This is a genomic window from Bdellovibrionota bacterium (genome assembly GCA_040386775.1).
In the GTDB taxonomy this organism is placed as follows: domain Bacteria; phylum Bdellovibrionota; class Bdellovibrionia; order Bdellovibrionales; family JAEYZS01; genus JAEYZS01.
The window spans coordinates 1-25200 of record JAZKEU010000012.1; the positions used below are offsets into that span (position 1 = coordinate 1).

Consider the following 25200-nt stretch of genomic DNA (forward strand, 5'->3'; position numbering starts at 1 on the left):
GTCGCCAAAAGCGACTAAGCGCCTTTTGGTAAGAATATTTTTCCTAGGACGTGGGTCTTTAAAGCTATTTGATACAAGGGTAATCTCCCGGAATTTTCACTAAACACGTAAACTAAGAGGATATGAAATACTTTTATCTTGTCGTCCTCTTTGTGCTCTTCTTTGCGTCTTTAGGACTCCATGCTGCTGAATTCAAAGTTGTCATTGATCCCGGCCATGGGGGAACCGATGCAGGCGCAGTTTCAGAAAAAATAAAAGAAGCGGATATTACTTTGGAGATTTCCAAGAGGGTATCAAAACTTTTGAGCGAAGATTCTCAGTTCGATGTGATTTTAACCAGATCATCGGACAAAGTTGTTCCTCTTTTTGAAAGATCAGGAGTTGCTAAAAAAACAAAAGCAGATTTATTCATCAGCATCCATGCAAACAGCTCAACGGACCTTGATGCAAAAGGTGCTGAAGTTTACTTTCAGAGTCAAATGCCTCCAGATGAGGAAACACTATTCTTAGCAAGCAGAGAAAATCAAGGGCATGAAAACAAAGTGGATGATGATTCAGAAGCTCCTCAAGGTGATTTGGCTGTTATCGTTGACGATCTAAAAAAGAATGAACATGTTTACAATAGTCAAATTTTTGCAGAAACTGTAATTTCTCAATGGAAAAAAAAATTACCTATCAGACACGAACCCATCAGACAAGGCCCTTTCCATGTGCTCGTTAATGTGCCAATGCCCTCTGTACTCATCGAAGTTGGATTTGTGACGAACCACAAAGAACTCCCCTTACTCAAAAGCCCTACTCATCAAAATCAAATCGCAAATATTATCTATAAAAGCATCAGAAACTATAAAGAAAAAATAGACAAACAAGAGTTCTCAAGTCATATTATTTCTCGAAGGTAACATCCTATCAGAAGGAATATAATGCGACACGACTCTCGTAAGTTTGATGACCTAAGAAAAATCAATATCATTCCAAATCCAATTTTATATCCTGAGGGTTCAGCTCTTATTGAGATGGGAAACACTCGCGTGATGTGTACCGCAACTCTTGAAGAAGGAATTCCTAAATGGCTTCAAGGTAGTGGCAAAGGCTGGGTGAATGCAGAATACGGAATGTTACCTCGATCAACTCACACAAGAATTCATCGTGAAAAAGCAATGTCATCTGGAAGAACTCAAGAGATCTCAAGACTCATTGGAAGAAGCCTAAGGGCAATCACTAATCTGTCAGGACTCAGCGAGAAATCCATCATTGTTGATTGCGATGTTCTTCAAGCAGATGGTGGAACCAGAACTGCTGCAATCACTGGTGGATTTGTGGCTTTGACTCTTGCTCTTCAAAAAATGAAAGAGCGCGGACTCATCAAAGAAATTCCTCTCAGAGGCTACATCGCTGCCGTGAGCGTTGGTCTCTCTGAAGGACAACCTTATTTGGATTTAAATTACGAAGAAGATTCTAGCATTGATACAGATATGAATTTTGTTATGACCTCTCAAGAAGCTTTCGTTGAAATCCAAGGAACAGCTGAGAAAAATCCATTCACAAAAGCTGAAATGGACAAGATGTCAGACTTCGCAACTAAAGGTTGCGCTGAGATTTTCATAAAACAATCCGAGATTATTGGAAAATTTTTTCCTTTGAAATAGAAAGCAGGTATCATGGAGATTTGGGTAGCAACTGGAAACGCAGGTAAAGTAAAAGAATTCAAAGAACTTTTAGTGGGACATCAAGTTTTCTCCATTCAAGATATGAAATCTTACTCGGCTCCTCCTGAAAATGGAAAAACATTTGAAGAGAATGCCACTATAAAAGCCAAAAGTTTTAAAGCAATCAAGCCAGGTCTATGGGTATTAGGTGAAGACTCTGGTATCGAGGTAGAAGGCTTAGGAAATATGCCTGGTATATTCTCTGCTCGCTACGCAGGTGATAATGCTCGAGACGTTGAGAACACAAGTAAAATTCTTAAAATGTTAAACATTAGATCTCCCGGTAATCGCAAAGCACAGTTCAGAAGCGTGATCATTGCTTTTGACCCTCAAGGAGTTCAGTATAAATTTGAAGGCATTCTTAAGGGTGAAATTGCAAAAGATATGCGAGGAACAAATGGATTTGGATATGACTCCATCTTTGTACCAGAAGGATCAACTCAAACTCTTGCAGAAATCACAGTAATAGAAAAAAATAAGATCTCTCACAGATTTCAAGCTGTAAATCAGTTGATCCAAAAGTTTTAAATCATTTCTTTTTAATTTTTGGAAGTTTCTTTTTAACTGATGATGGTGCTCTTTTCTTCGCAGCTGCTTTTTGAGCCATTTTGATTTTAGCTTTTTTCTGAGTTTCTACTTCGGATTGAGCTTTCTTTTGGGCAATTTCTTTTTCTTTAGCCATCATGCTAATTTCAGTGTCAAATTTATTGGCTTCTGCTTTCTTTTTATTTTTCTTTTCTTCAGCTAGCTTCGCCGCTCGTTCTTCTTTTTTCTTAACAAGCTCTTCCTTTTTCTTTTCTTTCATGTCCGAAGCAATTTTTCTTTTTACGATTGGATCTTTCGAATTATTCGCTTGCATCTGATAATCTTCTTGGAGCTTAATAAATGCTTTTTCATCCAACTCACCTCTCTCAAACTTTTCCCACATATCTTGCTTACCCACAGAGGAAAAATTATCTTTTGGCGGTTCAACAGCTTCATCATATCTTGTGTGTGCAATAGGAAGCGTATCGTCCGCAAGTGAGCTGCCCAATTCTAAGATTGCCTGCTGAGCAAACGTTGGAAGGCTCGATAGAAATATAAAAATAAATGATAATATAACGTTGTTATGCATCGATTACTTTTCGGTAATATCTGTAAAGACTTGCTTAGATAAAGGACTAGGAGTCTAAAAACTCGACCTTCATCCTTCTATGATCCTTCATCGGAATTTGTTTGCGGACTTTATCAAGCACTTCTTTAATAAGCTTAACAGCGATAAAGCTCGGCTTAGAGTCATCCTTCTGTTGGGCAATGACATTTCCCCAAGGGTCAACCGCAATGGAATTACCGAAGGTCTTGCGCGTCTCTGAATGCGTTCCACCTTGAGCCGCCGAAACCACAAAATACTGGCCCTCAATAGCACGAGCACGATTTAAAATTTCCCAATGCATCCTTCCTGTTTCAACCAAAAAAGCACTTGGGATAAAAACCACATCCGCACCTTTCAATTGGTAATACAAGAACAACTCCGAAAAACGAAGATCATAGCAAACGGTAAAAGCCAAATTCCAACCCAAATAGGAAATAAGTTTAGGCCTTGATCCTTTTGTAAAAGCGTCAGACTCTCTCACGGGTTTTTGATTTTCTAATTGTATATCAAAGAGATGAATTTTTTGGTATGGAGACTCAATAGATCCGTCAGGCATAACGACAACTGTGGCGTTGTACTTATGATCTCCCATTTGGAGCGGAGTTGCTCCAAAGTGGATAAGTAAGTTATTTTTCTTAGCAAACTCTTTGTAGAACTGAAAAATATCATTATCCAAGGTGAGATACTGAACGGCCTCACCTTCTTTCATTCTCATAAAAAAACAATTTTCCGGAAAACTAATTATGTTCACGTTTTCAAGATTAGGAATGCTATTTAAAAGTTTTTTTATTTGTTTATCATTATTATCAATACTATTCGTAGATGTAAGCTGACAAATGATGACATGAAGTTCGCTTTGCAAATCATTTTTATTCATTCAATCAGATTAGCAGTATTGGAATATCTGCGCAACAGTAGCCATAAGATTAATCAGCGATTTTTGCGTTTGCCGTAACGTCGTTACATTTCCAAGCCGCTTTTTCTAAGTTCGCCTGAATGTTTCCTAAAATTTTTTGGCCGCCCATAACATTGTTATTTGAACCTTCAATTTTATCTGCGCCATCTTTAGTATAAATTGTATCGCATTCACTTCCTACGCACTCAACTCTAATTGTACGAACAACCTTTTGATTTCTACAAATAACGTACTGCTTAACTTCGCCGTCTTTTTCTTCTTCAGCATGACTATAAGGAACAGATAATAACAGCAGAGTGGGAAGCAATAATAAAAATTTTGTCATGTCCTACCTCGAGAGTTTTAATACTTCCTTATATTTATATCACAAAACGCTTCCCTTTTACCCCAATTTCTTTTTATTCTCAACAACGGTCCAAAGACATTAGTCTATGACCACATTGTCAGAAATAGGAGTGCGTGTGATGGAAATTAGCGAGATCAAGTCCAATGGACAGCTAAAACAATTTTTTGAGCTGCCACGAACGATTTACAAAGACAAATACCCAAACTATGTCACTCCACTCAACCTTCATCTCAAGATGATGATCGGAGACATTAAGTCTCAAAGAAAACATCTCTTCATGGTTAAGAAAGGTGACGAACTGATTGCCAGATGTGGCTTCAAAGTTCACAAACATGACGGAAAAGAAACGCTCAACTTTGGATTTTTTGAATGCAAAGAAGGTCATCTCGATGCAGCTCAGGCGTTGATCAACAAAGGTCACAGCCTCTATCCTCACCTCACCATGAGAGGTCCATTTCAATTCAGAATGGAAGATCCTTACATTGGCGTCCTTGTGGAAGGTTATGAACAAGAGCCATACTTTCTGATGTCGTACAATCCCCCGTACTACAAAGAATATTTAGAAAAGTGTGGAATGATCAAAACCATGGATCTATATACTTATGAACTCTCAACTCACGTCCCAGTCGATCCGTTGATTACTAAAAATGCACAAACCGCAAGAGACAATGGATACAAAGTTCGCTTTCCCGATAAGAAAAAATTAAGAGCCGAAGCCACCAGCATTGCGAAAATTTTTAACGATGCACTTTCCGACAATTGGGGTTTTGAGGAATTTGTAAAAGAGCAAGTGGATGAAATGGTTCTGATGTTCAAATATTTTTTAGATCTTCGCGTAATCGCAATTGTTCATAAAGACGGAAAGGACATTGGATGCTTAATTATGATTCCGAATTTCAATGGTATGATAAAACCATCAGAAGGAAAATTTTCTTTGGCCACATTATGGAGATATTTAAATCGTCAAAAATTCACGGAAGGAAAATTGAGAGGCTATGCTCTAGGAGTTCTCAAAGAACACCACGGTCAAGGAATTGGTAGTTTGTTGGTCGATGAAATGTACAAAATTGGTGCTGAGATCGGCTATAACTATGCAGAAATTTCTTGGGTTCTTGCGAACAACGGCCCAATGAATGAACTCTCCAAAGCTATGAATGGGAAACAAAGCAAAGTTTACAGAATCTTTGATAAAATTCCGCTTCAACCCTAGTCATACTTTCCGGTTGTATCTAGAGACTTAACGCGCTCTATCAATTAAGAGTCCGTTAGGAATCTGTTAGCAGAAAACTCTTTATTAACCTTAGAAAAAATGGTTTTTAGTACTTTGCACTAATACTTATGCATCGGGGCGATGGCATTTAACATGACTAGATTACGGGAGTAATGGAATGGATTTGTTTCATAAACTTAAAGGCTTACAAATCGTTAAGATTTTAAAAATGTCGGGAATGTATCCCTTCTTCAGAGCGCTTCAAGGTTCAAAGGGTAACAATGTTGTTTTCAATGACCAAGAATTAGTGATGATGGGCTCGAACAACTACCTAGGCCTTACTCACGACAACAGAGTTATCGAAGCAGCCGTCAATGCGGTTAGAAAATGGGGATCAGGTTGCACAGGTTCAAGGTTCCTTAACGGAAATTTAAAACTTCACGAAGAGTTAGAAGCAGAGATTGCAGAATTTTATGGTTATGAAGCCTCACTTGTTTACGCGACGGGCTTTATGGCAAACCAAGGCGCAATAACGGCTCTTGTGGGTGAAAAAGATCATATCTTCTCAGACGAAGAAAACCACGCGTGCATTATCGAAGGCTGCAAACTTACTAAAGGCAAAATTCATGTTTTCAAACACGGAGACATGGCTCACCTCGAAGAACTTTTAAAATCTGTTCCTTTGGACTCTGGAAAATTAATCATTGTTGATGGTGTGTTTTCAATGACAGGACATCTATCTCCATACAATGAAATCCATGCTCTTGCAAAAAAATACAATGCTAGAACTTACGTTGACGATGCTCACGGTGCCGGTACTATCGGTGAAGGCGGCAGAGGAACAGCCTCTCATTTCAATTTAAAACCAGATATCTTGATGGGTACGTTCTCAAAATCATTTGCATCTCAAGGTGGATACGTTTGTGGATCCGCAGAGTTGATTGAATGGCTTAGACACAAATCTAGAACATTCATGTTCTCAGCAGCTCTTGCACCAGCAAGTGCAGCCTCTGCATTGGAAGCTATAAAAATTCTAAGAGCCGAACCAGAACTTGTGAATAAAGTAAGAGAAAATGCACTTTATCTAAAGAACGCTTACGAAAAAATTGGTTTAAACACAATGGGTACAGAAACGTGTGTAGTTCCGGTATTTATAGGTGCTGACGAAGGCGCTCTTTACATCTGCCAGCAACTTTTAGAAAAAGGTATCTTTACAACTCCGGTTGTTTACCCTGCTGTTCCTAAGGGACAAGCCGTCATCAGATGTTCAGTGATGGCGACTCATACAAAAGAAGATTTGGATAAAGCCATCGCGGCCTTTGAATCTCTCGTGGATATCGTAAAAGAATCTCAGGCTATGGCTTCAAGTGATACCGCAATGGCGGATATGCTTGAGAACTCTGACGATATTTCTTTTGAAAGCATCAGTGGTGGAAACACAAATGTTCCGTCTCCTGAGGTTGTTGTTTGAGAGTAGTTCTAGTTTGCCTCCTGCTCTCATCGTTTTTATGTGGGAACTTTTCCTACGGAAAGGTTCCTGAAAAGGAAATCACTGAGATCTTCAATCAAAGATTGAACGATCTTACAACCCCAGAAGCTTTCAAAAAGTTTGTAGCCGATCATACAAATCTATTCCCCGATCACACCAAAGAAAATCCATCTATGGTTGTGGAGCGAGAAGGTCTGATTGTTAATGACGAAACTTTCACTCTCGCAATTGGTTACAGACAAGTCGCTATTGACAGCAAGAACGCTGACTTTATCAAATCTTTGTGGGCTGCGCCTGAGCTCTTTAAAAAAATCTACAATCTTGATGGAGAATCAAAAGTTGCAGAAGCAGATTTTAATAAAAATAAATTCAAAGCGAGAATCTACAAAAAAGTTCCTGCTATTGAAGATCAAGATTACACATTAGAATACACATCGACCACAAAAGCTCCTTATACATTTATTCGCGCTAAGCTCGTTAAAGATGAAAAAGGCTTTGCCTTAAGAGATAATCTTAAGGTGCTCGAAGAAACTAAGGACGGCTTGATCATTAGAGAGATTTCTTATCTTTATCCTCTAAGGTGGTACGTTAGAGCCTTAGGCCCAACCACTCGCAGCATGATGAAGAAAGAAATGAATAAGATTTCTTTAACAGAAAAACGACTGACTGAAGAAAGTACCAACTTCCCTCCTTCAGACGAACTCATTGAGAAATGCATTAAAAACTAATCTTTATTTTCTTTTTTCAAAAATAAAACGTGGACGCATTGTAAGTACTAAAGCTGGGAACAACGTTAGTGCCGCTATAGAGCTTGTAAGCATTGCCGTTGCGATCAAGAAACCCATCCATATATGAATTAGGAATCCCCAAGATATCATCAAAATACCAAAGCCGCCGGCAACAGCAGAAGATACAAACAATGTGGCCTTGCCTGCAGAACGATAGGCCTTGTGTAACGCATCTTCCTCGGATTGATCTTTACGGAGCTCTTCCCTCATCCTGTAGCTCATATAGATGCCATAATCTGCTCCAATACCAACTGCCATTGCCGACACTAGTGCTGTGGCAATTTGAAGTGGAATGGAGAATAAGCCCATCACACCAAAATTAACAACAACCGCTGCAATCAATGGCACCAAAATTAGAATTCCTGCAATGAACGATCTAAATACTATTGAGGAAACTAAAAATACTGCGAAGAGGATCTGAGCAATATTCAAAATTTTCTCACGAATCATTACTTCGTTCAGAGCAACGCCATTGACGGCACCACCTCCAATATCAACTGAAATTTCTGGTGGAAAGTTAGTTTTAGCAAATACATTTATTTTTTTAGTTAGATCTTCAATATAGGCACTGCTATCAGTTTTGATAAAAGCTGCTATTATGGTTTTCTTACGATCTTTGTCTACCCAGCTATCAAACTCTCCTTCTTCACCGCGTTCCTCAAAAGCTTGAAAGAACGCACCAAGGGTTTCTGGGTCCTCAGGTAACTTATAAAACTCTTCCTTATTAACGTTCATAGCCTGATTCATTCGCTTGATAAAATTATTTATGGAAACAGTCTTTCCCACCAATGGCTGTTGTTCTAAAAATTTTTGAGTTTTTTCTATGCCTTGTACAACAGGGAGTTTCGAAACAGAGTCTGGGATTTTCCCATCTACCAAAACATAGACAACATTTGTTCCTGCTAATTTAGCGTTTATAAGGGCATCGTCTTTTTTAACTTGTAACGAATCCAAAAAATACTCTTTCTGAGAGTTATCAATTTTTACCCAATAAGCTCCTAACGAAAATAGAACGAGAAATGCCAAAGATATGATGTAAACAAATTTTCTTTTATTGAAAGCCAAGTTAAAGAAATACTCTGTAATTTTATCCCAAAAAGAAATTTGCTGTTCGCGCTGACTCTCTTTATCTCCAGGAGGCGGCAGTATTGCCCGCAATGCTGGAATGAATGTCAGCTCAATAACGAGAGCACTCAATACTCCAAAGCCCGTAAATAGACCGAAAGTTCTGATGGTTTTAATTTCAAAGATAACTAAACTAAAAAAGCCAAGTGCCGCAACTGTACAAGCTACGACCATCACAGGTCCAACTTTTGTTAGAGTCTCTTCGACCGCAGCAAAATTCATTTCCTTTAATGAAAGCTCTGGACGTGATTTTTTAATGTGATGGAATTCCTCGTAGTATCTCTTTAAAATTTGTACAGCGTGACCCGCAGCAATAGCTAAAATAAGTATGGGTGTAGAGGCATTGAAAACATCAAATGACTGGCGCATTAATCCAAGTCCACCGATAGCCCAAACTACAGCAAGTAGTGCGGTTACAAGCGGTAAAATTAACGCCTGCTTTGTGCGAAAGGCTTCGTAGTGAATCAATCCAATCAATATTAGAGCGAGTGGAAATAGAAATGCCATACGCTCAGAAAAAGACTCTAGAGCGGACAGAAAAATAGGCAATCCGCCAATCTCAACATCAATACTGCCGTCCAGTGAAGGACTGATTGCATCCCGTACGTTCTTTTCAATGGCCTTAAACCCTCCTTCTATCTTTGAAAACTCAGCAATAATCTGAGTGGTTTTTTCATCGTCAGAATAAAGCAGTCGTTTAAAAACAGGATCTGAATGGAGCGCATCTTTGAACTGCAGCATCTCCTCCATCGTCTCCGGTGTTTTATCTAGGATCGGCACAGGAACAGGTCCCTCCGGAGTGAGTATGATTTGCTTAGCTTTACTTGTTGCTAGGCCATTGATATGGCTTTTGATAGCGCCTGGAGCATTTTCAATTCTCTCGGTGATTTCTTTTACCCGGTCTAAAAATTGTGTTTGATAAATGTCACCAGACTTTGGAGTGAGCCCAATCACTACTGTAAATTTATTCCCAAAAGTTTTTTCTATTAGATCATTCGTTTTTACAAAATGATGGTTGCGAGGCAAAATATTATCTGGATCAATAATTATTTGCAGACCGCTCAATTGAGTTAAAAGTAAAATTGTGAGTAAACCCGTCAAGACAATTACGGCCTTGCGGTACTTGATCATAAGCTGAATCCAAAAGCGCATTATATACCAACCTTATTTTTGATTATTTTCTTTGATTATGAAATGTGCACTGATATCTATTGTATCCCGAACAGAGGCTATTGCAATTGAAGGATCTGGAATCTTTAAATCTTTAATTGAAACCTGACCTTTAATATCTGCAATCATATCTGAATTCACTTCTACACTTAAAGTCAAAGGATGGTCTTCTCCACGGACATTGATCACTCCCGCAATGTCTTTTCTTGGTCCACCAATCTCAATTTTCTGAGACAATTTTATTTGAATCTTGGGATTATGACTTGCATCTAAGCACTGATCCCACATTTTTTCGTTTCTACTATCTATATCAGTATCGAGTTCTTTCACATCAAACTCTACAATTGCATCCGATATGAAGTTATTTTTTTTGTTTCCTGAAATAGAGAATTTTTTTACATAACCGGTAAAATGACTAGTAAAAATTCCAACTTTTGTACTGGCCATATCAAACTTAATGTATGAGTCTGCTTTCTTTGCATCTTCATAGTTAGAAGAAGAAAAATTGTAACTTTCAGATTTACTGACTATTGGTGAAAACCAAAATATCATAACTGCAATTAGTAGTAATTTATTTTTCATTGTGCGCTCCTTAAGTTTAGTATCAGTTTTAAAATTCCTTTTATTGGTGAATAAATATTTCCAATTATTCCGATGAAGATATCAGCGCGGGCTTGTTTTTTTAGCAAATAACTAGCGACCAATTCAACAAGGCGAGGTCTGCGAATCAAAAGCTGAAACAAACGGTTCAGAAGGATTTTTTGTCTCAAAACCTTTGAATACTGCTTTTGATAGTTTGTGAAGACTTGCTTTGTAATCTTTAAGCTTTTCTCTGAATCCCGAATGATTTCCTTCGCTAGAAGTGATGCAGATAGCATAGCATTGTACATCCCCTCTCCAGTTAGAGGATCCACAAATCCCGCAGCATCTCCTATCAATACAACATTGCGACAAGGAATAATGGACCTTGTCTGATGCTGTATCGGAAATGCAGTACTGATTTTATCTTCTTCCAAAAATCTTGGAAATCTGGATTTTAAATTGGGAGATTTTTCTAAGTAATAGTTCAGTGCCTCAAAAGGACTGCCTAACTTTCTAAGATCCTCAGCATCCAGAACCAAAGAAAAGTTAACCTCTTTCTCGCCAGTGGGGTTCACTCCAATATAAGCCCCGTTATCAAATATATGCATCTCTCCTCGGCGAAGATTCTTATCTTTATTATGTACTAAGACATGAAGTGCTACGCGCTTTCCTGTATTAGGAATATCATTTTGAAATGCCTTAGACACAACCGACCCTCTTCCATCAGCTCCAACAACAACGTTGGTTATGAATGAGCCTTGATTGGTCTCAACAATCCATCTGTCAGACTGTTGGGTTATTTTTCGAACCTCCACACCGGTTTTAAATTCTGCCCCAGATCTTTTTGCGAGGGTTATGATATTTTCATCAAAAATTTGACGGTTCACAGAGACTCCGTGGTATTTCTCTTGAAAAGGAAAAGACGTGTTTACACGAGTATCAGAGGCCGTAACAATTAGCATTCCGCTAAGAGGTAAAAATTCTCCGATAATTTCTCGCTCAAGTCCTTCACGCCTTAACAACTCAACACCGAGTGGGCATAGGTATTCTCCACATACCTTACGCTTAGGCGTTATGTTTTTCTCAAGCACGAGAATTCTCAATCCAATCTTAGAAAGCTTATACGCAAGAAACGCACCTGCAGGACCTGCGCCGACTATTATAATATCAAAAATATTATTCATAACTCTACTCCCACTTAAGTAAGATACTTTGCCCTGAAAAGCCGGGACCAAAAGCAAGCATATATCCAAGTTCTCCAGCGTTGTGAGGTTTCATAAGTATGCGTTCTAAAATATGCAGAATCGTAGCACTCGAGAGATTACCTCTTTCTTTCAGAACTGCTTTTGAGTCGGAAATGTCTTTTCCAAATTGAGTAATGTATTCCTCAACTCGATTGATGATTTTTTTACCGCCCGGATGGAACATATAATTATGAATATCTTCGACTTTTAAATTATTTCTTTCTAAGAATGGAAGAAACAGCTTTGGAAAGTGTTCTTGAATGGTATCTGGGACATCACGATCAAGTACAATTTTAAGACCTGAGTTTCTCAACTCATATCCCATAAGATGAGTTGTATTTGCAAAGTGATACATATCTGTATCCACAATTACGGGAGCAACTCTACTATCATCCCTTCCCAAGATAACTGCGGCCGCACCATCCGCAAAAATCGCTGTGCTAACAAGGTTCTCCATAGAAAAGTCATCTTTTTGGAATGTGATACTTGGTAATTCAACAGAGACAACTGCAGCCTTAGAATTGGGATGTGCTTTTAAATAATCATTTGCATACATAAGAGCCGAAACTCCTGCCGCACATCCCATTTCTGTTACAGGAAGGCGTTTAATGTTTCTATTCAAACCCAACTTATCAATGAGATAAGCATCAACTGATGGAATCATAAATCCCGTGCAACTTGTGGTAACAATAAAGTCCAACTCCTCTGGTCGAGTACCGCTATCAGCTAGTGCTTTTTTTAGTGCACGCTCTGCCATATCTATTGCTGCTTTAATGTACAGATTATTTTTTTCTTCAAAACTGATGCTAGCAAAAACTGTTTCGAGAGGAAATGCCGACTGGCGCTTTTGGATATCTGCACCTGCAAATATTTTTAAAGCAATACGTCTCATATCGGGATTGATATGACTTAGCCAAAGTTCATCCGCCGCCTTTACAATTTCTGCAGTTGTATATTCAAAACCTGGTTGCACTGTTGAGACACATAGTATTTTAGACATAATCACCTCTTTATTGATTTGAACTAATGCTATTTTCGCAACTATTTCTGATATGTGAAATCCGATGAATGTCTTAAGAAAATTCTTTTATATTACGGTAATTTGCATCTACTATAGGACTTTATCCCTATAAGGAGCTCTAGTCATGAACGCGTTCTCAAAACTGGATGGACGGCAGAAAGTGTCCGTTCTAATAATTTTAATGGCTGCTGTCGCATTATGGGCCGTTGATGCAATCGATGATTTGTCTCACGGATCGAGCTGGGGCCACCTAGCTATTGAAGGTATAATTATATCTTTTGCTGCATTTTGGATCATCACTGTTGCCGTTAGATATTTTGTTTCAAAAAAAGAAAATGTAGAAATACGCGCAGACCTTGCAAATGTAAGAAAAAGCTTAGAAGACTACCGCAAAGAAACCCAGCATCTTGTTAAAGGTCTAAGTCTCAAAATAGATGAACAGCTTGAAAAGTGGGAAATGACAAAAGCAGAAAAAGAAATAGCCTTACTTCTCTTAAAGGGCTTCGCAAATAAAGAAATAGCAGACATTCGTGGAACTTCAGAAAAAACCGTAACCCAGCAGATTACAGCGGTATATACAAAGTCAGGTTTACGTAACCGCTCAGAGTTCGCCGCATTTTTCCTAGAAGATTTGCTACTTCCAGACAACCAAAACGCGTAAAAACACAAAAAGGAAGAAAACCTGTGTCTTCCTCCTTCTTATTAAGATAAACGATCGCGAGAATATACTAATAATTTAGTCGATTTTGAAAGGCTTTGGGCTGATTGGTTCTGGATAATGCATTTTATCGTAAGCATCAGCACCAAGTGGCAATAAAGCGATATTTCTAGCTCTTTTCACAGCGTTAGCTACTGCTCTTTGTTGCATAGAGCTAAGTTTGCTGATCCTTGAAGGGATGATTTTAGCACCTTCAATGATGAACTTTGAAATAGTTGAAGCGTCTTTAAAATCAAATTTAAAGTCGACTGGGTATTCAGATCTAAATTTTGTTTTTCCAGAACCTTTTTTAAGCAAGGGATGTCTCCTGTTAGAACCTAATAATTAGGTAGCCTATAATTTATAGCTAAAAAAGGGTTATAATATAATTTAGTGTTGCCAACAAGCGTATTTTTCGACTATTTTCATGAACTTCGTAATATATATCATCTATCCAAATTAGGGATTAGGGAGCATTAGTATGCCACGTTGTGAATTAACTCAAAAAGGGCCTGTTGTTAGCAACTTAGTGTCGCACTCGAACATTAAGACAAAATCGATCAGCCAGCCGAACATTCAATACAAAAAACTTCATAGCCAAGCTTTGAACCAATCATTCACTTTGAAGATTGCAACAAGCACTTTGAGAACAATCGAGCACAGAGGCACGTTTGACGGATATCTTTTAAGCCGTGATAACAAAGACCTTTCTAAAAAAGCTCTCGATATCAAAAAAAGAATTAAAGCTAAATTATCTGGGAAAAAAGTAAAAGCTAAAGGAGCGGCAAGTGAAGCTTAAGATTAAAAAAGGAGCTACGGTACAAGTTATTGCTGGTTCTGATAAAGGTAAGAGCGGAAAAGTTTTAGAAATCAAAACTGCTCCATTAAAAATTAAAGTTCAAGGCGTTAAAGTTCAAACTCACTTTGATAAAAAAGAAGGACTTCTTAAGAAAGAAGGATTCTTTGATTATTCAAACGTAAAATTAGTTGCAGCATCTGAAAAAGTAACTAAGAAAAAAGCTAAAAAGAAAGCTTCTAAAAACGCATAATATTGTTCATTCGATATTGATAAAGAAAGCCATCCCTTTAGAAAAATAGAGTGATGGCTTTTTTTATTGGAATTATTCTTCGCCGCCGAGTTCTTTTTCTAGTTCCTCGATGGATTGCTCCATTTGAATCTCATGGAGCTTTTGTTTATCACGCACATCTCTTCTCATAGAATAACCATCAAAGAAATCTGAAATGATCGGCGCCAAAAGGATAACAGTAAAAGCCCCCACTATGCCCAAAGCTCTTTTGTCAGACAATTGAAACTGTTTACTGAATCCACGGTAAACTAAATAAGATTTAGCCAAGATCAACAAAGCCGCTGTGATGTAAATAAAATCCACAGATTTAACGTAGGCCAGGGCGATCATAATTGGAAGGGCAACGATGCTAATAAGCATTTCGGCAATCACGATGACCTTAAATATTGATAAGAACGTGATTTGCGAAAACCCAATACGATCTAAAATAAACCAAACCAAGAAACTTATAAAAGCGATCACCATCAAAGTTTGAATCGGAGAAAAGATAAGACTCGATGTAATTCCGGATAGGTTAAGAATCGCGATCGAATAAAGAGTGCTCGTCCCTGCCTCAACTAAAAACCCAAAAAGAACAATCTTGATCCAATCCATTGAGACTTCACGGTCAATATGACCAAACGGATCTTTTAAAAGCCTTTTCAAAAATTGCGGAAATTCATTCAAATAAATTTTAATATCATTCATTATATCTTGATTCATAGATCAGTCCTCTGTGATGAATTCTTATATTAAGTTTTATACGATGTTTTCGCAATGTATGCTATCTGAGTTAGACCATAGCCAAGGATTTTTTTGAAATTGAGTTAAAACTCGAACTTCCAACCAATTCCAGGCCCGGCACCCTCCTAGTACTTATATGAACTCTTTCCTTATCTAATCCCATAAATACATTACTTAGTAAATTCACAGTCATAAAGAGCTCCATCTTCTAAGTTCACTTTGCATAAATATGCATTGATATCATTAACTTCAAGAACCCCATCTTCATTCAATCCAGCATAAGAATAGTATTGATTGCTGATTTTTTTTGATGGATCTAGATTTTGAATTCTCCATTTTATTGCTCCATCCAGATTAACAAAATACACGTTTCTGTCTGATACTTTTATAAATGCTTTAATCAATACAATTACGCCGTTTTTAACTTGCACGACTGTTTGAATAGAAGTTGGAAATGTAATTTTTTTTTCGTTAATAGAAAGTTCTTTTTCATGGAATGAAATATTCATGGCAATTCCTTACAATTTATTTAGTAAACTCACGATCATAAATAGTGCCATCTTCTAAATTTACTTTACACACGTAACCCGTGAAGTCATATACCTGCAAAACGCCATCATCATGTAGTCCCATGCCTGTGTAATATGCGCTATATTCTTTAGATGGTTCTGTATCTTGAATGCGCCATCTGATAGATCCATCTAGATTTACGAAGAACACGTTTTTATCTGATATTTTCGTAATTGCTTTGAGCATAACTATAATACCGTTTTCTACTTCTACTATCTTGCTAATAGGATGAGAAAACTCGACTTTAATTTTCCCAATTAGTAATTCTTGATTATTAAAAGTAATTGTCATGGTAACTTCCTTGGATTTTTGAACATAGATTCTAAATTAGAACCCGTTGGTAATTTTTCAACTGCAATTTCAAATTGCGTAGCAACTTGCTTCCCTGAAGAACCAAATATTGCATTCGGAACACTTTTGCGAAGTACTGCGCCCGCAGGAACATCAACGTCCACAATATACACAGGTAACCTTGGAAGTGCAAATTTGTCTTGGATTTGTTCTGGAGTAAGGCCTTTTATACTATTTTTATCTAATATCCATGAGCCCAAGAGATTTAGCTCATCTGAATAAACGCGCGCAAACTTGTCATTCGTCGGCACGTGGGTGGTGTATTCAAACACTTTTGTATTTGGTTTAACAGAAGGTTGATATTGCTTACCCACATTTGCAGGATTAGTTTCAAAAGCTATTTTAGATAAATGGTTTACTTCTTCAGCTGTTTTTACATGCACATTATTTAAATCTTTGATCAATACATTGTGATTCCACTCAATATTACCTTTTGGTGTTGCTACAACTTGTGTGTATTCCACGGCTTCAGATGTAACCTTAACTTTTCCCGTTGATTTTAAAGCGTGATTCATCTCAAGTGCTTTTAAAGCATCTGGCCTTGAAGCATTTTTGAGAGTATTGGTAATTTCAACAGCCTCACGTACAGCGGGAATAAGTTCTTTGGAAATTAATTTTTGCACAACAGGATTGGTAGCTAATTCTTCAGCAAATTCTTTCATTGCTGTTTTTGCAACGGTTACAGTTCCGACTCGAACACCACTCACTATCGTTGAACTTCCCAAACTGGAAAATGCTCCCAATACATCTAAGATATATTCCCCTACAACCTCGCCCCTCTCATAGGCAGAACCCTTTTCTAGAATTTCCATTTGACTCTTCAGATGATCGGTAAGAGCCGCTGCTAATCTCGGAGTAGCCATAGCTAGATCATAAATTGAGCTCACCAAATGCGTTGGATCATTTACCACGGCGTTAGAGTAATCTTTCAGTGCATTCGCAAGCTCTGGCGCCATTTTAATTATATTTTTAATATTGTCTTTAGCACCAGTGATTACGCCTTCAGAAAAATCCAGAATACTTTTTGCCATGTGTAGGTAAGCTAGCGCTTGCATTGGATTGGAGTTGAATTTTTCGTCAGCTAGCCTTACGTAGCTTGCGCCCAATAGATATTGCGAAGTTTCACTGTATGACCTACGAAGGAAAAATGAATTTTCTCCCCAAGAAGCCTGATACTGATTAACCATTCTTCGGACAATCTGTCCTTGCTGAGAAGTTAAGGCATGATTCGACTTGAAATCCACAAGCGGACTCTTTGGTACAGAAGAATCTATGGATTCAGGAATGAATATACCTTCGCTATTAAAGCCTTTTGGAAAACTTGAAGAAATATTGGAATAAATAATTCCTTCAGCATTGTCCACAGCAGCTTTATAATTCCTCGAATTGGAATCGATATTCTGATTGTATTTATCGAACTTAAATTTTAGAGACTCGGCACTGTCGATATACATTCTAAATTGATCTACATCTTTGGTTTTACTCGCGTAATTTGCACTGTTTCTAGAGACCATCGAAACTAAATTTCTTTTTATTTGCGTCTGTGCCGCGTCCATTTTTACGGTTTCTCGATCAATATATTTTTGGGTAAATTCTTGTCTCTGTCTTTCTTGATCCTCCACCATTCTTTCCATGGCAGATTTTTCTGCGGCGTAGGATTCACCACCAAATTTTCCATCTCCATTGTTATTTTTTTCGTAAACAATAGTAGGGGAACAAGTGGTATAACCTCCCATGCCAATACAACCCGTGAATTGAGCAAAGACACTGTTTAAAAGAAAAATTAAGTAGATCATGGCTCCCTCTCAAAAAATTGCACCAGCCATTTTGCAGAATTCTTTAAAGCTCTAAATTCCTCAACGTGCAGGTATTTGTTAGACATGGACTCAATTTTTGCATTAAATATTTTAACTTTAGCAAAAGTTGTATTTTTATTTTTCTTACCCCAGATATATTCAAAGCTATCGCTTAGAATATTCAAAAATTCTGCTCTTAGAGTTAAGTATTCTTTGAAGGCTACCTTTTCGCTCTCTAGCACTACAAGATTTGTATGTCTCTTCATCTCAATGAGTCTCTGTAGTTTTGTTAAAGCTTTTTGTCTTTCAGCAAAAGCTTTTCTTACGTTATCAAGTTTAAAGTTGCTGAACGCACTTTCTGCCTTGATACCAAAGGACTCCACAATAAAATGAGATGCCATATTAATAAGACTTTTCTTGTCTAATTTTTCTTCTAAAGATTTTTCTTTCTCAAGGAGAGGCTTTAGCTCTTCTTCTGAAGCATTATTTTCTTTCATTTTGATAATTTTATCGCTGAGAGCTACAAGTTCTTGAATGTCATTTGTAAGTGCTTTGATGTGCTCTTTTTCTTGATGATATCTTTGCTTTTCTTTTTCGGCATCGTCTCCTCCATTAGCTAATGCGGTAACTCTAACTAACGCTTCATCGAGGTTTGAGGTAATGTCTTGGCATCTTTCTCTGTACATGCTGCTGATGTCTTGGCTCGTGAGAGAATTATAGAATTTGTATAATTCAGCTTCGTGATATTTCTTCATCATTTTGAATCTTTTCCTTGCTCCACTCATATAGCTGACTACAGCTATAACAACCACGACGGCAACAGCAACACCCGTGGCGGCCAAAGCCGTCATGGTACTAGCTTGCGCACTCACCGCTGCCGTAGTTGCGCCGTTAAGCATGGCGGTACCATAAACTGAAGCAAGATATGTCCCTCCAACTTGAGCCGTATAAGAAGCATATTTTTGTACATCTTGTACGTCCTTACTCATGCCATAATTATACTGGTTGTACTGAACTCCATTTCTCTCATCAGCCGTCGAAGTACTGATCATAAATGAAAAGGCCAAGCTGGGAGGAGGTGGTGACACTGGAATAAAAGGATTAAAAGAAAGATCGTTGCGACCAACGGAACATTGATATTTTAAACCCGTAATCATCTGCGTAACCGTAGCGATAAATTCTTTTTGAAAAATTGCAGTTGTTGACGGTGTCCATGACATATCAAACAGCTTACGGTTTTGTAGTGTATATTCTGCTATGACTTTGTTCAGTAGATTTTCTAGATCTTCATCTTCTAAAACCTTCAGATTTGCGACGTTCGAAAAAGCCTTTTCAATACGCTGAACTTCTTCATCCAATTGATTCAACTGATTGACCTGTTCATTGAGAGCCCCGGAAGCATTAAAAATATTATCTAGGATTTTATTTACATCATTACTGATCATTAAATTAACATGATCTTCTACATTCTGCTTTTGAAATTCCACGGCTTTTTTTGCATCATCCATCATAGATTGCGCATTTACAGTATAAGGACAGAAAATCATACTTAAGATCAATACTGGAATTAGAACGTACTTCATAATTACCTCACACAACCTTGAATTTGGTTAAGAATTGGATTTACTTTCTCTGGACTGAAATAAGATTTTCTAAAATTTTCGAAAGATCCATTCAATGGCTGCGTAAGAATATCTAAGTTGTGAATCGTCATTGCCTGAATGGATTGAATGAACGAAGTTCCCGAATCTGTCGGTGTAAAGCCTGCAATTTTAATTTTTGCATCAATTTGACCAACGACAATTTTCTGATTGGCCTTGATGTGATTAAGTTTTTCCGTCAGTGCATCGGTAGAGATCACTGAATTGTTGTTTTCCTGGAATAATCTTAAGAAAGACAGAAGCTCAGCATTGAATTCCGTGTCTTTTCCGTTGATATTCTTCATAAGATCAAAAATTAAAGCATTGTCACTGCCTGGAGCACCAAGGCTCCCAAATTTATCGTAGATAAACTTAATTTCATCATGAGCTGCTTTAAAAGCAGAAAATCTCATGTTCACCGTGTTGATCAAAACATCGTAAGCTTTTTTGATTTTCAGTGCCTCTGCTTGATTAGCTCTTACCTGCGCAAAAGTTTTCCCGTTATAAGTAGATAATAACTTTAGCAATGTTTCGTAATGCTTGAAGTGTTCAAACTCCAATCTCATCTTTGATTTTTCTAAGAAGAAATTGGCAAGCTTTAAGCCTAAAACTTGAACCTCTTTTTGCGTATAGGGTAAGATGATTTTTTCATCTCTACAGAACGGTATAATTTGCTTTAAAAATAAAAGTGCCAATTCATGGGATAAAATCGTAGAAGAAGCCTTTAAGTCCCACATCCAAGCAACAGGTTCGTAATTGTAAGCCACATCTGATAATTTGGTGATGAGTTGAATAATTTGCTTTGTCGTTAGTGTATTCATAACTGATTCAAGCAAACTAGGTTGTGAAATTAAGAATAAAAGATGTTGGATATTTCTGATATGAGTTTCAAAATTCACTTGGGTTCTGTAAGGCTCAATATTGTAAAGATATTGAATTATTTGATCAATAGACTTTGATTGAACAGTCGATAGATCAATTGGCGTTACCACCACTTCGAAACTTCCTTCTAAATTAGAAGCTTGAGAGTAACTATTGAAATAAAATTCTTGGTAAACCTCTGTACCCGGCTTTCCCCATACAATGTATTTTTCATCGCCTTGCAACGGGAGGTTACTATTGAAAGCATTCTGAAAACCTCTATCTACTTGTGGGAGATTGAAAACACCTGATCTATTCTTTCTTTGAATAATTGCCGCCCAAGTATTTTCAGGCAATTTATAACCCACTTTGATATTTCCTTTCAATTCATCGTTTGACGAAGCCAAGTCCCATCGGTTCGCACCACCACCAATCACCCACTTTTGATGAAGCTGATTGTCTTTTAAAGAAAGTTTGATATTTGTGGATTTATTACTTTCGGAAAAATCAATATTTAGATTTGTAGTACGCAATCGCTTTAAATAAGGACGATGATTAGGGTGATTGAAATTATCGATAGGCTTGTATATAGCACAACCTTCGCATTTTCCGTCTTGCTGATCCTTTAGGTTCTTTTCGTAGAGCGCCAATGTTTTTTGGTAATCAATCGCATTGTCATCACTTGATTTTGACATGACGACACTCGCAACCAAATTGTATTCCAGATCTTTGCTCTCGGTATATCTTCCATTGGCGGCATGAGCGAAGGCCAAAAAATCAATTGCTTTAACGTCATTTTTTTTAGTTCTCAAAATACCACTTCTCCACTCTCTATAGCGCAAGCCATGGACCCTCATGCCCACTTGAAGATTGGTTTCAATGAAAACTCTTTTTGGTTCAGTAGCCACTCCGTCTGTAGGGTTTGCAAATGCGGCTCCTAATAATAAAATTAATGCTGTTAACATATTAAATTCCTCTTTTAAATTGTTGTAAGTTATAAATTTCGTAACCATCTTTAATTAAAAATTCTAAGGCCTTTGTGGATAAATTTTCTTTTGCTGGCACTAGGCCGTCCACTTCTTGGCGGGTCAAGATAGGCTTATAATCAGTAGCCTCTTTGTAAGTTGATTTTTCCATGGTCTCAAGTACGCGATCTACTTCTTGAGAGATCTCTCTGTCGTATTTAGAGTTAAATGTTGGAAAAAATGCTAGTGATGGAGTTTGATGAGTATTGATATTTTCGTTGAGAACAGAGTTATAATAGATACCACAATTTGTGAAAAACCATTGCATGTCTGTTCTTCGAATAGGATTTTGATCATCAATTCTATCTGATTCGTACATTGTGATTTCATTATTTCTGCTAGCCAGCACCGAGGAATCATCCCAATTATTTGCACTGACTGATTTGTAGCCGTCTAACAATAGAGGGAATCCAATAACCTTTGATTTTTTGAGATCAATTTCGGCGACAGTTACTGTATTGAATACCGTATCTAGATAAAAAATATTGTCGGTATTGAGTAATCGATTTCCCATTTTTAGAGGATGATTTCGAACCGCTACTGCATGATACTTACTTGATTTACAACGCGATGTTTGAAGCTTTTGAAGTACTTCCAATTGATACTTCCAATCTTCTAAACTTAAAGTTCTTTTAACTTCGTGTCGTACAGCCGATTCAATTCTTTCAGCCAATGCTTCTTCCCATTTTTTTGACGAAGATGACTTTTGGCTGCTAACTCCGGTTAAACTTGGAATTTTTACGAAAGGCTTTCTCGAAGCTACTTCTCTGTAGAGATAAGAGATTTTCCCATCATACTCGATTTTAGAGTAGTCATAGATCCTTGCGCACTTGTCTTCCTCTTTAAGAGCACCGGAATGTCCGGGAAAGGTTTTGCACCAGCCAAGATTACTGATTTTTAAAGTCTTATCGTCAAGAGCGTACTCTGCCGTGACCAATCTAATAGATTGGTCTTTGGGGGCCACAATATCAGCTAGGGAGGGAGCCTTGGTAGATGAAGACACCGGAACTTTTGGGACATCACAGTTCACGCAACCCTTATTATCTTTGCAAGCCGTAATCACCAATAATGAAATTAAGATTAAAAATTTATAAACCATTTGTCACATCTCTTTCTCTTGCTAAATAAAATTCTCCGATTGTATTTACAGTTTCACTAACAGAATCACTCAATAGTTCGTGTAATGCTGTATTCGTGTCCGCACTTGGTACTGGCTCTTGACTGATTCTTTCAATTTCTTTCAAGTTGATGACCTGTCTGTAGAGCATAACTTGATTCGCGTCGGACAACATTTTTGGCATTGAAGTGATGCTCATCACTTCTTCGAAATAACTCTGAAAGCCCAGTAGCGAACTGATATCGCCTTTCCATAGAGCTAAAGTGGATTTCAGGTCTAATTTTTTTAGATTCATAATGTGATTATCGAGATCATAGATTTGCTTTAGAAGTCTCGCCTCTTCCCATGGTTGAGGGCTGTAATTTTCGATCATGCTTTTAGTATTGATAATTGTTTGTGAAAATTTTTGTCTTACACTTGCAATTACTGATCTGTATTGCTTATTTTGATCTAGACACAGTGGTTGACCCGCCAAGCATGTTTGGACTCTGGTAAAATGATAATACTGAGAAAATTTTGATGAGCCCGATAACCACGCCACCATCAAAGGTATATGATGATATCTGTAGGGTCTCGGGATCTGACTGTACCAAGTATCTAACTTGTCTTTGAATTTTTCTACGAGTAAAGAAAGCAGATGCTTAGTGATTTCTACTTTATATATATTCTCAATAATTTGTGCATGAATTGAGGTTGTCGTGAAAGGGCCAAGGTGCCAATTGGTAGCTCTATAATCCACATTTGTTATTTCTTCAGGAATATATAAATCATTAATTTCCGCTGAACTTTTTTCTTTTAGAAATGAAGCTGATTTTAAATAATCTCCATAAACTTTAGGTATAAAACAAGTTTCATCCACATTTTGAGTCTGATGCTGACAATTCATATCCACGTACTTTGATAATCCGATTAAAAGCGTAGGCCCTAGCATATTGATATTCGATAAAGCCTTATTGGTGTCTGGATATGGGTTTGCTTGCAAAAAAGACAAAAGTAGCAAAAATTTTAGCATAGAGCCTCCTTGGCTCCCCTCAATAGAGCAATCAAAGGGCCAAGATTTTGCGTCTCAAATTGAAACAAACAGGTTTTAAACCTAGGTTGTCCGGAATTCCGGATGAGGTTCTAAGAAATTAGATTATTGAATTTAGGCTCTTTCTTAAGAAAAGACGAAAATAATTTTTTATTTGGGTCAATATATAACGGCTTAGCTGGCTCGCAATTTGAGAATGCTTTCTCTCTTTTCATATTTATTGAAAAACACATGATAATACACGTGATCAATTTCTGGGAAATTTCTAACTTTTAAATCTAACTCCAGTGTATCCCATTTTTTAAACATTCTATGATTGTCTTCAAAATGCCGAGATAACGTAGATTGCAAAACAACTACTGATTGCGTAGGAGCAATTTTACTCTTAATAGTCTTTGAATAAGTCTCGAGCCTAGACGATAAGATAATAGTTCTACCGCTAATATCTAGCTCTTTGCGATGTTCATCGCCGTGTACACTTACAGTTACGTCCCCTTCAGCTACTCCGATTCCTAAAGCCATATTCTCTGTGACATCATACTTTTGTTTCAAAGTATCAAATTGATAAGCTAAGGTTGCCATTGCCGCTAATGCATTCGTAAACCTCGCTCTACCAAGCTTTATTTCTGCAGCAAGCCCTTCAGTATCATAACCAGGTAAGTCTTTTAAGTCTGGAGATTCATCCATAACGCCGAATGAAACCATATGCCCATCACCGCTCGTTTTGTGCAAATAGCCGCCTTTATCATTGAATATCTTAGATACGTTGGCGTGATATTCATTCATAAAGTCTTTAACTAATTGCTCACTGTTTTTATTAGAAAATTCTGAATAATTCCTGATATCCACCATGACAATTATAGCATCAACTTTTCTTTCTTTTAATAAGTCTTCGTTTTGCTCATAAAGAGCTTTTGTAAGCCTGTCTCCTAAGAATGGAGCAGCAGATCTTTTCACTTTAATATCGAAAGTAGCAATCTTTAATCTAAGTTTGTAAATTTGAAGAGCAATAATAATTGATGCAACAAAAGCAATCCCTAAATCACTCAAGACTGTCTTCAGTAAAATAAAACTGTTATTTTTATATAACATCCATGCCAATGGTGCGACAAAGATTGTTGTTAAAGTTAGACCTTGAAAATATAGATATTTAGGCGGTGGTGACACTGTAAGAAAACACATCGTAATAATAAATGCATTTGCCGAGTGAACATACAAAATAATCTCTGATTGCCCTGAATAAATTATTGGCCACACGTGAATAAAACAGGCAGAAACCAGAATCAGCGGTAGTCCAAATGTCCACATTATCACTTTTAGCTTAACGTTGTCTTGATAGTTTCTAAAATAATACCAAAAAAGACCAAGCGGTATTGTGTTAAAAATAAATCTTGGCCATACGTTGTTTAGCAATGTTAATTCCGGATGAAATGTCGTAATAAATTCGTAACTACTAAAGCCATAGATAGTAAACGCAACACAAAATATACCACTGAGAATGCCAGCTCTACTGACCACTCCTCTAAGAAGACTTTCATTTACTTTTAGTAAATCTTCATTGTTTAACAAA

At 37.4% G+C, this 25200-nt stretch carries 26 protein-coding genes; 9 read left to right on the forward strand and 17 right to left on the reverse strand.

The features are described from left to right. Positions 1-122 precede the first annotated feature (122 nt). Genes V4596_06650 through rdgB form a run of 3 tightly spaced genes read left to right on the forward strand, consistent with a single transcriptional unit; the run spans position 123 to position 2237 of the window. Positions 123-902, forward strand: a complete 780-nt coding sequence (locus V4596_06650; protein ID MES2768810.1) for an N-acetylmuramoyl-L-alanine amidase — start codon at positions 123-125, stop codon at positions 900-902. A gap of 21 nt (positions 903-923) precedes the next feature. Further along, on the forward strand, positions 924-1649 hold the full coding sequence (gene rph, locus V4596_06655; protein MES2768811.1) for a ribonuclease PH: 726 nt from the start codon (positions 924-926) through the stop codon (positions 1647-1649). Between the two features lie 12 nt (positions 1650-1661). Next, a complete protein-coding gene (gene rdgB / locus V4596_06660; GenBank protein ID MES2768812.1) occupies positions 1662-2237 on the forward strand; it encodes an RdgB/HAM1 family non-canonical purine NTP pyrophosphatase in 576 nt (191 codons plus the stop codon). Position 2238: 1 nt separating this feature from the next. On the opposite strand, the gene V4596_06665 is transcribed toward rdgB, so the two are convergent. The 3 genes from V4596_06665 to V4596_06675 are packed head-to-tail and all read right to left on the reverse strand — an operon-like array spanning position 2239 to position 4082. After that, on the reverse strand, positions 2239-2823 hold the full coding sequence (locus tag V4596_06665) for a hypothetical protein (protein MES2768813.1): 585 nt from the start codon (positions 2821-2823) through the stop codon (positions 2239-2241). Positions 2824-2869: 46 nt separating this feature from the next. Next, positions 2870-3718, reverse strand: a complete 849-nt coding sequence (locus V4596_06670; protein MES2768814.1) for a nitrilase-related carbon-nitrogen hydrolase — start codon at positions 3716-3718, stop codon at positions 2870-2872. A 49-nt stretch (positions 3719-3767) separates the two neighbouring features. Further along, complete coding sequence (locus V4596_06675; protein ID MES2768815.1) at positions 3768-4082, reverse strand: hypothetical protein; 315 nt, start codon at positions 4080-4082, stop codon at positions 3768-3770. A gap of 139 nt (positions 4083-4221) precedes the next feature. Between V4596_06675 and V4596_06680 the strand changes: the two genes are divergently transcribed. The 3 genes from V4596_06680 to V4596_06690 all read left to right on the forward strand — a co-directional run bounded on the left by V4596_06680 (position 4222) and on the right by V4596_06690 (position 7530). Further along, positions 4222-5313: a GNAT family N-acetyltransferase gene (locus tag V4596_06680; GenBank protein MES2768816.1), complete on the forward strand. Its 1092-nt coding sequence runs from the start codon at positions 4222-4224 to the stop codon at positions 5311-5313. A gap of 178 nt (positions 5314-5491) precedes the next feature. Further along, positions 5492-6784 (forward strand): pyridoxal phosphate-dependent aminotransferase family protein, encoded by a 1293-nt coding sequence (locus V4596_06685; protein MES2768817.1) that lies wholly within the window; start codon positions 5492-5494, stop codon positions 6782-6784. Next, positions 6781-7530, forward strand: coding sequence for a hypothetical protein (locus V4596_06690; protein ID MES2768818.1), 750 nt, complete (start codon positions 6781-6783; stop codon positions 7528-7530). The genes V4596_06685 and V4596_06690 overlap by 4 nt, the downstream gene beginning before the upstream one ends. Positions 7531-7533: 3 nt before the next feature. On the opposite strand, the gene V4596_06695 is transcribed toward V4596_06690, so the two are convergent. Genes V4596_06695 through V4596_06710 form a run of 4 tightly spaced genes read right to left on the reverse strand, consistent with a single transcriptional unit; the run spans position 7534 to position 12711 of the window. After that, positions 7534-9867 (reverse strand): MMPL family transporter, encoded by a 2334-nt coding sequence (locus V4596_06695; GenBank protein ID MES2768819.1) that lies wholly within the window; start codon positions 9865-9867, stop codon positions 7534-7536. Positions 9868-9879: 12 nt separating this feature from the next. Continuing rightward, positions 9880-10467: a YceI family protein gene (locus tag V4596_06700; protein ID MES2768820.1), complete on the reverse strand. Its 588-nt coding sequence runs from the start codon at positions 10465-10467 to the stop codon at positions 9880-9882. After that, the gene (locus tag V4596_06705; GenBank protein ID MES2768821.1) at positions 10464-11651 is read right to left on the reverse strand and encodes an NAD(P)/FAD-dependent oxidoreductase; all 1188 of its coding nucleotides are present in this window, start codon (positions 11649-11651) and stop codon (positions 10464-10466) included. Before V4596_06705 ends, V4596_06700 begins: the two co-directional genes overlap by 4 nt. 4 nt (positions 11652-11655) lie before the next feature. Then, on the reverse strand, positions 11656-12711 hold the full coding sequence (locus V4596_06710; protein ID MES2768822.1) for a 3-oxoacyl-[acyl-carrier-protein] synthase III C-terminal domain-containing protein: 1056 nt from the start codon (positions 12709-12711) through the stop codon (positions 11656-11658). A 145-nt stretch (positions 12712-12856) separates the two neighbouring features. On the opposite strand from V4596_06710, the gene V4596_06715 reads away from it, so the two are divergent. Continuing rightward, the gene (locus V4596_06715; protein MES2768823.1) at positions 12857-13393 is read left to right on the forward strand and encodes a helix-turn-helix transcriptional regulator; all 537 of its coding nucleotides are present in this window, start codon (positions 12857-12859) and stop codon (positions 13391-13393) included. A gap of 75 nt (positions 13394-13468) precedes the next feature. Here the strand turns inward: V4596_06715 and rpsR are convergent, their stop codons facing one another. Further along, positions 13469-13747 (reverse strand): 30S ribosomal protein S18, encoded by a 279-nt coding sequence (gene rpsR, locus V4596_06720; GenBank protein ID MES2768824.1) that lies wholly within the window; start codon positions 13745-13747, stop codon positions 13469-13471. A gap of 163 nt (positions 13748-13910) precedes the next feature. Between rpsR and rpmB the strand changes: the two genes are divergently transcribed. Further along, positions 13911-14228 (forward strand): 50S ribosomal protein L28, encoded by a 318-nt coding sequence (rpmB, locus tag V4596_06725; protein MES2768825.1) that lies wholly within the window; start codon positions 13911-13913, stop codon positions 14226-14228. Beyond that, positions 14218-14478, forward strand: a complete 261-nt coding sequence (locus tag V4596_06730) for a KOW motif domain-containing protein (GenBank protein ID MES2768826.1) — start codon at positions 14218-14220, stop codon at positions 14476-14478. Before rpmB ends, V4596_06730 begins: the two co-directional genes overlap by 11 nt. 72 nt (positions 14479-14550) lie before the next feature. Here the strand turns inward: V4596_06730 and V4596_06735 are convergent, their stop codons facing one another. The 9 genes from V4596_06735 to V4596_06775 all read right to left on the reverse strand — a co-directional run bounded on the left by V4596_06735 (position 14551) and on the right by V4596_06775 (position 25199). After that, positions 14551-15219: a hypothetical protein gene (locus tag V4596_06735; GenBank protein MES2768827.1), complete on the reverse strand. Its 669-nt coding sequence runs from the start codon at positions 15217-15219 to the stop codon at positions 14551-14553. 191 nt (positions 15220-15410) lie between these two features. Continuing rightward, positions 15411-15749: a hypothetical protein gene (locus tag V4596_06740; GenBank protein ID MES2768828.1), complete on the reverse strand. Its 339-nt coding sequence runs from the start codon at positions 15747-15749 to the stop codon at positions 15411-15413. Between the two features lie 16 nt (positions 15750-15765). Further along, positions 15766-16101: a hypothetical protein gene (locus V4596_06745; protein MES2768829.1), complete on the reverse strand. Its 336-nt coding sequence runs from the start codon at positions 16099-16101 to the stop codon at positions 15766-15768. Then, on the reverse strand, positions 16098-17957 hold the full coding sequence (locus V4596_06750) for a hypothetical protein (GenBank protein MES2768830.1): 1860 nt from the start codon (positions 17955-17957) through the stop codon (positions 16098-16100). The genes V4596_06745 and V4596_06750 overlap by 4 nt, the downstream gene beginning before the upstream one ends. Beyond that, positions 17954-19540, reverse strand: a complete 1587-nt coding sequence (locus tag V4596_06755; GenBank protein MES2768831.1) for a hypothetical protein — start codon at positions 19538-19540, stop codon at positions 17954-17956. The genes V4596_06750 and V4596_06755 overlap by 4 nt, the downstream gene beginning before the upstream one ends. Before the next feature lie 2 nt (positions 19541-19542). Next, positions 19543-21423, reverse strand: a complete 1881-nt coding sequence (locus tag V4596_06760; GenBank protein MES2768832.1) for a hypothetical protein — start codon at positions 21421-21423, stop codon at positions 19543-19545. A gap of 1 nt (position 21424) precedes the next feature. Continuing rightward, complete coding sequence (locus V4596_06765) at positions 21425-22582, reverse strand: hypothetical protein (GenBank protein MES2768833.1); 1158 nt, start codon at positions 22580-22582, stop codon at positions 21425-21427. Next, positions 22572-23612, reverse strand: a complete 1041-nt coding sequence (locus V4596_06770; protein ID MES2768834.1) for a hypothetical protein — start codon at positions 23610-23612, stop codon at positions 22572-22574. Before V4596_06770 ends, V4596_06765 begins: the two co-directional genes overlap by 11 nt. A 192-nt stretch (positions 23613-23804) precedes the next feature. Further along, complete coding sequence (locus V4596_06775; GenBank protein ID MES2768835.1) at positions 23805-25199, reverse strand: adenylate/guanylate cyclase domain-containing protein; 1395 nt, start codon at positions 25197-25199, stop codon at positions 23805-23807. Position 25200: the final 1 nt, after the last annotated feature.

Bases quoted from the DNA above. Each gene is read 5' to 3' on its own strand.
- V4596_06710 (MES2768822.1), bottom strand. From the start codon at position 12,711: ATGTCTAAAATACTATGTGTCTCAACAGTGCAACCAGGTTTTGAATAT.
- V4596_06750 (MES2768830.1), bottom strand. From the start codon at position 17,957: ATGATCTACTTAATTTTTCTTTTAAACAGTGTCTTTGCTCAATTCACG.
- V4596_06770 (MES2768834.1), bottom strand. From the start codon at position 23,612: ATGCTAAAATTTTTGCTACTTTTGTCTTTTTTGCAAGCAAACCCATAT.
- V4596_06740 (MES2768828.1), bottom strand. From the start codon at position 15,749: ATGAATATTTCATTCCATGAAAAAGAACTTTCTATTAACGAAAAAAAA.
- V4596_06670 (MES2768814.1), bottom strand. From the start codon at position 3,718: ATGAATAAAAATGATTTGCAAAGCGAACTTCATGTCATCATTTGTCAG.
- V4596_06650 (MES2768810.1), top strand. From the start codon at position 123: ATGAAATACTTTTATCTTGTCGTCCTCTTTGTGCTCTTCTTTGCGTCT.
- V4596_06765 (MES2768833.1), bottom strand. From the start codon at position 22,582: ATGGTTTATAAATTTTTAATCTTAATTTCATTATTGGTGATTACGGCT.
- V4596_06705 (MES2768821.1), bottom strand. From the start codon at position 11,651: ATGAATAATATTTTTGATATTATAATAGTCGGCGCAGGTCCTGCAGGT.
- V4596_06745 (MES2768829.1), bottom strand. From the start codon at position 16,101: ATGACAATTACTTTTAATAATCAAGAATTACTAATTGGGAAAATTAAA.
- rph (MES2768811.1), top strand. From the start codon at position 924: ATGCGACACGACTCTCGTAAGTTTGATGACCTAAGAAAAATCAATATC.
- V4596_06675 (MES2768815.1), bottom strand. From the start codon at position 4,082: ATGACAAAATTTTTATTATTGCTTCCCACTCTGCTGTTATTATCTGTT.
- V4596_06700 (MES2768820.1), bottom strand. From the start codon at position 10,467: ATGAAAAATAAATTACTACTAATTGCAGTTATGATATTTTGGTTTTCA.
- V4596_06760 (MES2768832.1), bottom strand. From the start codon at position 21,423: ATGTTAACAGCATTAATTTTATTATTAGGAGCCGCATTTGCAAACCCT.
- V4596_06735 (MES2768827.1), bottom strand. From the start codon at position 15,219: ATGAATCAAGATATAATGAATGATATTAAAATTTATTTGAATGAATTT.
- V4596_06715 (MES2768823.1), top strand. From the start codon at position 12,857: ATGAACGCGTTCTCAAAACTGGATGGACGGCAGAAAGTGTCCGTTCTA.
- V4596_06665 (MES2768813.1), bottom strand. From the start codon at position 2,823: ATGCATAACAACGTTATATTATCATTTATTTTTATATTTCTATCGAGC.
- V4596_06685 (MES2768817.1), top strand. From the start codon at position 5,492: ATGGATTTGTTTCATAAACTTAAAGGCTTACAAATCGTTAAGATTTTA.
- V4596_06755 (MES2768831.1), bottom strand. From the start codon at position 19,540: ATGAAGTACGTTCTAATTCCAGTATTGATCTTAAGTATGATTTTCTGT.
- V4596_06695 (MES2768819.1), bottom strand. From the start codon at position 9,867: ATGCGCTTTTGGATTCAGCTTATGATCAAGTACCGCAAGGCCGTAATT.
- V4596_06680 (MES2768816.1), top strand. From the start codon at position 4,222: ATGGAAATTAGCGAGATCAAGTCCAATGGACAGCTAAAACAATTTTTT.
- rpmB (MES2768825.1), top strand. From the start codon at position 13,911: ATGCCACGTTGTGAATTAACTCAAAAAGGGCCTGTTGTTAGCAACTTA.
- rdgB (MES2768812.1), top strand. From the start codon at position 1,662: ATGGAGATTTGGGTAGCAACTGGAAACGCAGGTAAAGTAAAAGAATTC.